7 protein-coding genes are annotated in these 9095 nt (G+C 47.8%); 1 reads left to right on the forward strand and 6 read right to left on the reverse strand.

Annotated features, from left to right (window positions below; translation table 11 throughout):
• Nucleotides 1-2: 2 nt before the first annotated feature.
• The 6 genes from CU633_RS13830 to CU633_RS13855 form a co-directional block, all read right to left on the reverse strand.
• Nucleotides 3-626 (reverse strand): TetR/AcrR family transcriptional regulator, encoded by a 624-nt coding sequence (locus tag CU633_RS13830; RefSeq protein WP_101661192.1) that lies wholly within the window; start codon nt 624-626, stop codon nt 3-5.
• 114 nt (nt 627-740) lie between these two features.
• Nucleotides 741-1880: an acyl-CoA dehydrogenase gene (locus CU633_RS13835; RefSeq protein ID WP_101661184.1), complete on the reverse strand. Its 1140-nt coding sequence runs from the start codon at nt 1878-1880 to the stop codon at nt 741-743.
• 15 nt (nt 1881-1895) lie between these two features.
• Nucleotides 1896-3026, reverse strand: a complete 1131-nt coding sequence (locus tag CU633_RS13840; RefSeq protein WP_101661185.1) for an acyl-CoA dehydrogenase — start codon at nt 3024-3026, stop codon at nt 1896-1898.
• Between the two features lie 45 nt (nt 3027-3071).
• A complete protein-coding gene (locus CU633_RS13845) occupies nt 3072-3923 on the reverse strand; it encodes a 3-hydroxybutyryl-CoA dehydrogenase (RefSeq protein ID WP_101661186.1) in 852 nt (283 codons plus the stop codon).
• A gap of 29 nt (nt 3924-3952) precedes the next feature.
• Nucleotides 3953-5140 (reverse strand): acetyl-CoA C-acetyltransferase, encoded by a 1188-nt coding sequence (locus tag CU633_RS13850; protein WP_101661187.1) that lies wholly within the window; start codon nt 5138-5140, stop codon nt 3953-3955.
• Between the two features lie 268 nt (nt 5141-5408).
• Nucleotides 5409-7520: a 4Fe-4S dicluster domain-containing protein gene (locus CU633_RS13855; RefSeq protein WP_101661188.1), complete on the reverse strand. Its 2112-nt coding sequence runs from the start codon at nt 7518-7520 to the stop codon at nt 5409-5411.
• Between the two features lie 252 nt (nt 7521-7772).
• On the opposite strand from CU633_RS13855, the gene cls reads away from it, so the two are divergent.
• Complete coding sequence (gene cls / locus CU633_RS13860) at nt 7773-8975, forward strand: cardiolipin synthase (protein ID WP_180954970.1); 1203 nt, start codon at nt 7773-7775, stop codon at nt 8973-8975.
• The last annotated feature ends 120 nt before the right edge of the window (nt 8976-9095 follow it).

Genomic DNA, 9095 nt, shown 5'->3' on the forward strand with positions numbered 1-9095 from the left:
CCTCATCCCCCTCGTATTCCGTTAAACAGTAGCTCCGTCTGCAGTTCAATATATTCGTCAAGAGAATAAACCTTTTGCAGTGCCCAGCGGCGAAACCCCCACATTTGCCCTTGGACGACGATGCTATGGGCAATGAATTCGACTTGTTTCTCCGATAAAGCAAGTTCGCCATTGTCGACACACCGCCGGATCACATCTTCAAACATTGAAACCATTTCAAATTCCTTTTTCAATACATACGGAAGGGCATCCTTTGAAAGCGATTTTGCTTCCTGGTACATGACGAGAACTTCATCCTGCATTTCATCCATGACCTTGAAATAATGAGCAATTGCCAGCTTTAAGCTCTCGAGTGTGCCCTCGGTGTCATCAAGGTCTTTTTGCAGCCGGTCACGCACCTGGTCATAAATGCTGTCGCAGACAAGGTATAAAACATCCTCCTTCGTGCGGATGTATTCGTATAACGTGCCGATGCTGAAACCGGATGCTTTCGCAATCTCCCTTGTCGTCGTACGATGAAAGCCTTTTTCTTTAAAAAGGCTGACTGCCCCTTTAATCATTTGGTTGCGCCTTTTGATCACAAGGCGTTCATCCTTTACCGAAGCATGCACTTCCCGTTTGTTAATCACGTTTCCCAACCGCCTTTGTTGTCTCCTTTTCTTTCAAAAAAGCAGAAAGACCGTATTTCCGACATTCTTTTTGGTGAGCAGCAAAAGCAAAAAAGCTAAAATCGGTCCTGGTTATTTCGTGAGCAGGCGCGAGATCACCAGCCTTTGGATTTCCTGCGTCCCTTCATAAATTTGCGTAATTTTTGCATCGCGCATATATCTTTCAACCGGATAGTCTTTCGTATAGCCGTAGCCGCCAAAAACTTGAACCGCTTCTGTTGTTACCTTCATCGCTGTATCCCCGGCAAACAGCTTTGACATCGCAGATTCCTTCCCGTATGGAAGTCCTGCCGATTCAAGCCATGCTGCCTGGTAGGTTAACAGTCTCGCTGCTTCAACACCCGTCGCCATGTCGGCCAGCTTAAAGGCGATTCCCTGCTGGGCTGCAATTGGTTTTCCAAACTGCTCGCGTTCCTTTGCATAATCAACTGCTGCATCCAGCGCACCCTGGGCAATCCCGACCGCCTGGGCAGCAATCCCGTTGCGGCCGCCGTCAAGAGTCATCATCGCAATTTTGAAGCCTTCCCCTTCCTGGCCTAACCGGTTTTCCTTTGGAACCCGGCAATCTTCAAAAATGATTTCTGTTGTTGGCGAAGAGCGAATGCCAAGCTTCTTTTCTTTTTTGCCAACGGAAAAACCGGGAAAATCTTTTTCAATGATAAACCCGCTCGTCCCTTTATGTTTACTTGCCGGATCTGTCAGCGCAAATACGACATAAATATCCGCAATTCCCCCATTGGTGATAAAAATTTTCGATCCGTTCAAAACATAGTGATCGCCGTCAAGGCGGGCCGTTGTTTTCATAGCGCCCGCATCGGAACCGCTTGCCGGCTCTGTCAGTCCGTAAGCACCGATCTTCTTTCCCTCAGCGAGCGGCCGCAAATACTGCTGTTTTTGCTGCTCAGTGCCAAACTTATATATTGGCCAGCCCGCAAGTGACGTATGCGCCGATAAAGTTACACCTGTTGAAGCACAAACGCGGGAAAGTTCTTCAACAGCGATGCAATAAGCGAGATAGTCACTGCCGATGCCGCCGTATTCTTCCGGCCAAGGGATTCCGGTTAAGCCGAGCTCGGCCATTTTATCGAATATTTCCCGGTCAAAACGCTCTTCTTCATCCCGTTCTGCCGCTGAGGGCGCCACTTCATTCCTGGCAAAGTCCCGGACCATTTTTCGAATCATTTCATGTTCTTCAGTGAGCTGAAAATTCATTGGTTACTCCCCCAATTATAAGTTTTTGCTGATCACAAGCCGCTGAATTTCGCTGGTGCCCTCGTAAATTTCGGTAACTTTTGCATCGCGGAAATATCGTTCGACTGGATAGTCTTCGGTATAGCCGTAGCCGCCAAAAATTTGCACCGCTTCAATCGCCGTTTCGACTGCCGTTTTGGAAGCAAACAGCTTCGCCATCGAGGCTTCTTTTCCGCAGTTCAGGCCTTGTGAGCGCATTTGCGCCGCCCGGTAGATTAATAGTTTGGCCGCTTCAATATTCGTCGCCATATCGGCGAGTTTAAAGGCAACCCCTTGCTGGGCGGCGATCGGCTTGCCGAATTGCCGGCGTTCCCCGGCATAGGAGACGGCTGCTTCGAGGGCGGCCTCCGCTATTCCAAGCGCCTGGGCAGCGATCCCGATTCTCCCTGCATTCAGGTTGGCCATCGCGATTTTAAAACCTTCTCCGGGCTTGCCAAGGACATTTCCGGCTGGAATACGCATATCCTCAAACGTCAGCTGGACGGTACGGGACCCGTGCAATCCCATCTTCTGTTCGTCTTTCCCGACAACCAATCCCGGACTGTTCTTTTCAACGATAAAAGCGCTAATCCCCTTGCTTCCCGCCTTCTCATCCGTTCTCGCAAAAACAATATATACGTCCGCTTCGCCGCCGTTTGTGATAAATGCCTTTGAGCCGTTCAGAATATAATCTTCCCCGTCCTTGACGGCCTTTGACTTTAGGCTCCTTGCGTCCGAGCCCGAACTTGGCTCAGTCAGGCAAAAAGCCCCCAAATACTCTCCTGAAGCAAGCTTCGTTACATATTTTTTCTTTTGCTCTTCCGACCCGAAGTAAAGAATCGGGTTTGTGCAGACGGAAGTGTGCACAGAGAAGATCACTCCAACCGTCGCACTAATTCTCGAAATTTCATTGATGGCAATAATATAGGAAGTGAAATCCATGCCGGCACCGCCATATTGCTCCGGGACAGGAATTCCCATTAAGCCAAGCCCGCCCATTTTTTTTAAGACCTCACGCGGGAATTCACCTTGTTCCATTTTTTCAACAAACGGGGCGATTTCATTGCGGGCAAAATCGCGGACCATTTTTCTGATCATTTCCTGTTCTTCTGTAAATCTCAGGTTCACGCTAATCTCCTCCTGCCGGATCAAGCTGCTGATCCAGCCCTGCCTTTATTCATACATATAGAAGCCCCGGCCCGATTTACGCCCGAGCCAGCCCGCTTTCACATATTTGCGCAGGAGCGGGCAAGGGCGGTATTTATCATCGCCAAAGCCTTCATGCAATGTTTCCATAATGTATAAGCAAGTATCGAGACCGATAAAGTCGGCAAGGGTGAGCGGTCCCATCGGATGGTTCATCCCAAGTTTCATCACTTCATCGATCGCCTCCTTTGAGGCAACTCCTTCATACAACGTGAAGATTGCTTCGTTAATCATCGGCATTAATACCCGGTTTGAAACAAAGCCCGGAAAGTCGTTGACCTCAACGGGAACTTTGGCGAGCCTTTTCGTAACAGCTTCAATTGTTTCATAGACTTCATCTGACGTTGCCAGGCCACGAATGATCTCGACAAGCTTCATCACCGGCACAGGATTCATAAAATGCATGCCAATGACTTTTTCAGGCCGGCTGGTAGCTGCCGCAATCTCGGTGATTGGCAAAGAGGACGTGTTGCTGGCGAGAATCGCCCCTGGAGAAGCAATTTGGTCAAGCTGTGAAAAAATTTTCGTTTTTACTTCAAGATTTTCCACGGCTGCTTCAATAATAAGATCCGCCCTGCTTGCATATTGAAGGTCCGTTGTTAAAGTAAGCCTGCCAATAATCCCGTCTTTTTGCTCTGGCGTCAATTTTCCTTTTTCAACCTGCCTGTAAAGATTTTTTAAAATAACCGCCATGCCCCGCTCTGTAAACTCCCGCTTTAGATCGTTCAAAATAACATTAAAACCAGCCTGGGCACAGACCTGGGCAATACCTGAGCCCATCTGTCCTGCACCGATCACCATGATTGTTTCAACATTCATACGCCACACCCCTGGTTCATTTTTAAAAATTATTGCTTTGGCACTTCAATCATCACAGCATCACCCTGGCCGCCGCCGCTGCAAATCGCCGCGATTCCGATGCCGCCGCCGCGCCGTTTCAGTTCATGCATTAAAGTGATAATGATCCTCGCTCCGCTCGCACCGATCGGGTGGCCAAGCGCAATAGCCCCGCCGTTCACATTCACTTTATCCGCGTCTAAATTAGCAATTTGGCTGCTCGCCAACGCAACCGCGGCAAAGGCTTCATTGATTTCAAACAAATCGATTTCTTCTAAAGACTTGCCTGTTTTCCGCAAGATTTCATTAATGACAAGGCCTGGTGTCTTCGGGAAATCCTTTGCCTCAACAGCAACCGCGGCATGGCCAATTACGTATGCCTCTGCTTTCCTGCCCTCCCGCTCTGCCCGCTCCTCACTCATTAGCACAAGTGCGGCCGCGCCGTCATTGACTCCCGGTGCATTACCGGCTGTAATTGTGCCATTCGGATCGAAGACAGCTGAAAGTTTCGCCAGTTTCTCAAGCGAAGTGTCCTTGCGCGGGGCCTCGTCGCTGGAGATAACGAGTGGATCACCCTTGCGCTGCGGCACCTCAACAGCAACGATTTCCTCAGCCAGTTTTCCTGCTTCAATCGCTGCAATGGCGCGCTGATGGCTTCGATAGGCCCACTGATCCTGGTTCTCGCGGCTAATTTCAAACTCTTCCGCGGTACTGTTTCCGTATATGCCCATATGAACTCCGGTAAAGCTGCAGCTTAATCCGTCATGGACCATCAAATCCTTGACCGAAGCATCACCCATCCGCAGTCCCCAGCGCGCTTTCGGCAAAATATATGGCGCATTGCTCATCGATTCCATTCCACCTGCGACGATAACCTCTTCATCGCCAGCACGGATCATCTGGTCGGCAAGCGTGACAGTTCTCATTCCCGATGCACATACTTTATTGATCGTTTCTGTCTTAACGTTCCATGGAAGCCCGGCATGCCGCGCCGCCTGCCTTGAGGGAAGCTGGCCCTGGCCGCCCTGGAGGACCGTTCCTAAAATCACTTCTTCTACCTCTTCAGGGTTTACATCAGCACGCCGCAGCGCTTCCTTGACAGCAATCCCGCCAAGCTGTGAGGCAGTAAAACTGCTCAAAGCTCCGCCAAATTTGCCAAATGGTGTTCTCACTCCGCTTAAAATAACGGTTTTCCCCATTCAAAACCTCTCCTTTATGAATCAATTTTTCAAAATAAACCGGTGTCGGAAAAGATGAGCCTGCCGAAAACGACTGAACGCTCGCTCAGCTCAGGCCGTCCAGAAAGAAAAAAGGGGCTCCCCAAACGCCATCTGCATCAGAATGTAAGCGCTTTATTTATAAATATATAATACTTTAAAAATAGTAAGAATTAAAATACTTTATAAAAAATTCACAAAAGTCACAGGGAAAGGAGGGGCGCCAGCAGAAGCCCGGCCACCCCCAATTTTAAGAAACAAGTGCTTGTTGGCTGCCGCAAACTGCTTTTTCAAGCAGTTCCGCCACATCATATGTCTGCACTGTATCTTCAACCTCTTTTGCTTTTGTCCCATCTGAAATCATCGTTAAACAGTACGGGCAGCCCGAACTGATTACGGACGGATTTACCGCTAATGCCTGCTCAGTACGGGCAACATTGATCCGGTGTCCTGTTTCTTCTTCCATCCACATCAATCCGCCCCCGGCTCCGCAGCACATGCCGTTTTCGCGATTGCGTTCCATTTCGACAAGCTTAACACCCGGGATCGATTTGAGAATTTGACGCGGCGGATCATACACATCATTGTAACGGCCTAAATAACAGGAATCATGGAAGGTGATCGTTTCGTTGACCTCATAGCGCGGCACAAGCTTGCCTTCTGCAACGAGCTTTGCCAAAACTTCGGTATGGTGATAAACCTCGGCGGTTAATCCGAAAGCAGGGTACTCATTTTTGAAAATGTTATACGCATGCGGATCGATCGTGACGATCTTTTTCACTTCGTTCTTTTCAAATTCTTCAATATTTTTCGCGGCCAGCTCCTGGAATAAAAACTCATTGCCAAGACGGCGCGGCGTGTCACCTGAATTTTTCTCCTTGTTTCCTAAAATCGCAAACTTGACGCCTGCTTCATTTAAAAGCCGCGCAAACGAAAGGGCAATTTTTTGGCTGCGGTTATCGTATGAACCCATTGAACCGACCCAGAATAAATATTCAAATTCTTCGCCGGCTTTTTTCACTTCCTTCACCGTCGGAACATGGACATCATTCCGGACCGCGCGCCATTCCTCGCGCTCTTTGCGGTTCAGTCCCCATGGGTTGCCCTGGCGCTCAATATTCGTCATCGCCCGCTGTGCATCGGCATCCATTTTTCCCTCGGTTAACACCAGATAGCGGCGCAGGTCGATGATTTTGTCGACATGTTCATTCATCACCGGGCACTGATCTTCGCAGTTGCGGCACGTTGTACAGGCCCAGATTTCTTCTTCGGTAATCACTTCGCCGATCAGGCTTGGTTGATAGGCAAGTCCTGCAGCCGACTCCTTCGCCCCCTGCCCAGCTGCAGCAAGCGCGATTTGGTTTCCCTTTGTATTTGCAAAAGCAAAGGTCGGAACCCATGGCTGTTTCGAGGTAACCGCCGCACCATGGAAGGTGAGATGGTCGCGGAGCTTGACAATCAAGTCCATCGGCGACAGCATTTTACCTGTCCCCGTTGCCGGGCACATATTGGTACAGCGGCCGCATTCGACACAGGCGTACAAATCGATTAATTGGAGCTGGTTGAAATCCTCGATTTTGCCAACGCCAAATGACTCCTGCGATTCATCCTCAAAATCAATTTTCTTGAGCTTGCCTTTATCCTCAAGACGATCGAAGTACACATTGGCAGGTCCGGCGATTAAATGGGCATGCTTTGATTGAGGCACATAGACAAGAAAAGCAAGCAGGAACAATAAATGAATCCACCATGCAATATAAAAAATGACGATCGACGCCGTTTTACCGATTGCAGCGAAGCCTGACGCAATGACGGAAGCTACCGGTTCAGTCCAGGCAGGATCATGCCCGTGCCAGATCATGCTCATCCCGTTTCCAATCAGCACTGACAGCATAAGGCCGCCAATGAACAAGAGCACAAGCCCGGATTTAAAACCTCTTTTCAGGCGGACGAGCTTTTCAACATAACGGCGGTAGAATGCCCAAACCACCGCGATTAGCACCATTAACGTGACAAGCTCCTGGAAAAAAGTAAATCCCGGATAAAGCGGGCCGAGCGGAAGGTGTGAGCCAGGTTTGATCCCCTTCCAGATGAAATCGATCGCGCCAAATTGGACGAGTAAAAACCCGTAAAAGAACATGACGTGAATCGCACCGCTCTTTTTATCCTTTAAGAGCTTCTTTTGGCCGAACACATTGACCCAAATGTTTTCGAGGCGATCCTTAACCCGGCTGTCAAACTCGGATTTTTTCCCCAGTTTAATAAAAGCAACCCTGGTTTTCACCACGTATACAAACAAACTGACAGCGTAAGCGGTTACAAATAAGAAAACAATCAGATTGATCCACAACAACCCATTCATTGTCGGATAAGCTCCCTTCCCTGAAAATTGATGGGAATCAGCAAAACGCCAATACACCATTTGATGAAAATTTTTAAACAATCAAATTTTCTGAATTTATCTTATAGTTCCATTATATAATGAATGAGCATTCAGTCAATATTTTTTATATATTCCTTAAGGATTATTTCCCTGAAATACCAGTCGAGGAAACATTCATAGAAGCTTTGTTTTGGGAAAATATAAAAGAAATGACTGGGGGAGCGGATTTCGTTGAAAATTTTATTGACTGTATTGGGCGCTCTTTTCTTGCTGGCCGTTTGGATTTGCCTTGATTTCCAGTTTGGCCGCCGGGCGCAGCTTGCGAAAATCAGGAGACGAAATTATCCGTTGAGGGAAAGTAACCTGCAAATATTTACAACCGGACCCGAATTATTTTCCGATTATTTTTCGCTGCTAAAAAAAGCGAATCATCATATACATATTCTTTTTTATATCGTAAGAGTCGATTTGGTCAGCAAAGAATTCTTTGCGATCCTGAAAAGCAAGGCGCAGAGCGGAGTAGAGGTGCGGCTCCTTCTGGACTGGATGGGAAGCAGGACGATTTCCCGCCGTGTTATTCAGGATTTGGAAAGGGCAAATGTGAAATTTGCCTTTTGCCACGTCCCAAGACTGCCATTCCTTTTTTATAGTACCCAGGTGCGAAACCACCGAAAAATCATGATTATTGACGGCAAAACCGGCTATATGGGCGGCTACAATATCGGAAAAGAGTACATGGACCAGGATCCAAAGCTGCACCCATGGCGCGACTACCATCTAAAAATTTCCGGAGAGGGAGCAGCGGATTTACAAAGGGAATTTTTAAAGGATTGGCGCATCGCAACGAAGACAGATCTGCTCAATAATCCGATTTACTTTCCTGAGCTTGAAAAAGGTAAAAGCCGCCATCAGGTGATTCCGACAGAAGGATTTTTTTTGGAGGAAACTTTTTCAGCTTTAATCCATAAGGCAGAGTCGACCATTATTATCGGCACCCCCTACTTTATCCCAAGTAAACGGATTTTTGCTGATTTGCTGAACGCGCTGAAACGCGGGGTAAGGCTGAAGGTTATTGTTCCGCACATGACCGACCATTTGCTTGTAAAAGAAGCTTCTTTTTGGTATTTAAGGCGGCTCATCCGGGAAGGTGCTGAAATCTATGATTATATGAAGGGGTTTTACCATGCAAAGGTCATTATGATCGATGATAAAATTTGCGATATCGGCACGGCAAATTTCGATCAAAGAAGCTTGTTTTTGAACCACGAAATCAATTGCTATATCTTTGACCGCGCTTTTATTGAAAGGGTTCGCAACATCCTTGAAATCGATTTGCTTGATTCCCAACAAGTCGCATTAAGCGAACTCAACACGCCCAATCTTCTGAGGTCGATGAAAGAACAAGCCGCGAAATCGATCTCGTTTTTCCTGTAATGAGATAGCTTGATATCCTGCGCGTATGCCAGGTCTATTGCAGACATATGATGAGAGTAAGTAGAGTAGAAAACAGGAATTAGATATTGTCTTCTTGTCCTCGGGTTTCAGGGTGTTCCA

Source organism: Bacillus sp. V3-13, assembly GCF_002860165.1.
In the GTDB taxonomy this organism is placed as follows: Bacteria; Bacillota; Bacilli; order Bacillales; family Cytobacillaceae; genus Bacillus_BJ.

Excerpts from the sequence above, each read along its gene's own strand:
- CU633_RS13850 (WP_101661187.1), bottom strand. The coding sequence starts at position 5,140 with ATGGGGAAAACCGTTATTTTAAGCGGAGTGAGAACACCATTTGGCAAA.
- CU633_RS13855 (WP_101661188.1), bottom strand. The coding sequence starts at position 7,520 with ATGAATGGGTTGTTGTGGATCAATCTGATTGTTTTCTTATTTGTAACC.
- CU633_RS13835 (WP_101661184.1), bottom strand. The coding sequence starts at position 1,880 with ATGAATTTTCAGCTCACTGAAGAACATGAAATGATTCGAAAAATGGTC.
- CU633_RS13845 (WP_101661186.1), bottom strand. The coding sequence starts at position 3,923 with ATGAATGTTGAAACAATCATGGTGATCGGTGCAGGACAGATGGGCTCA.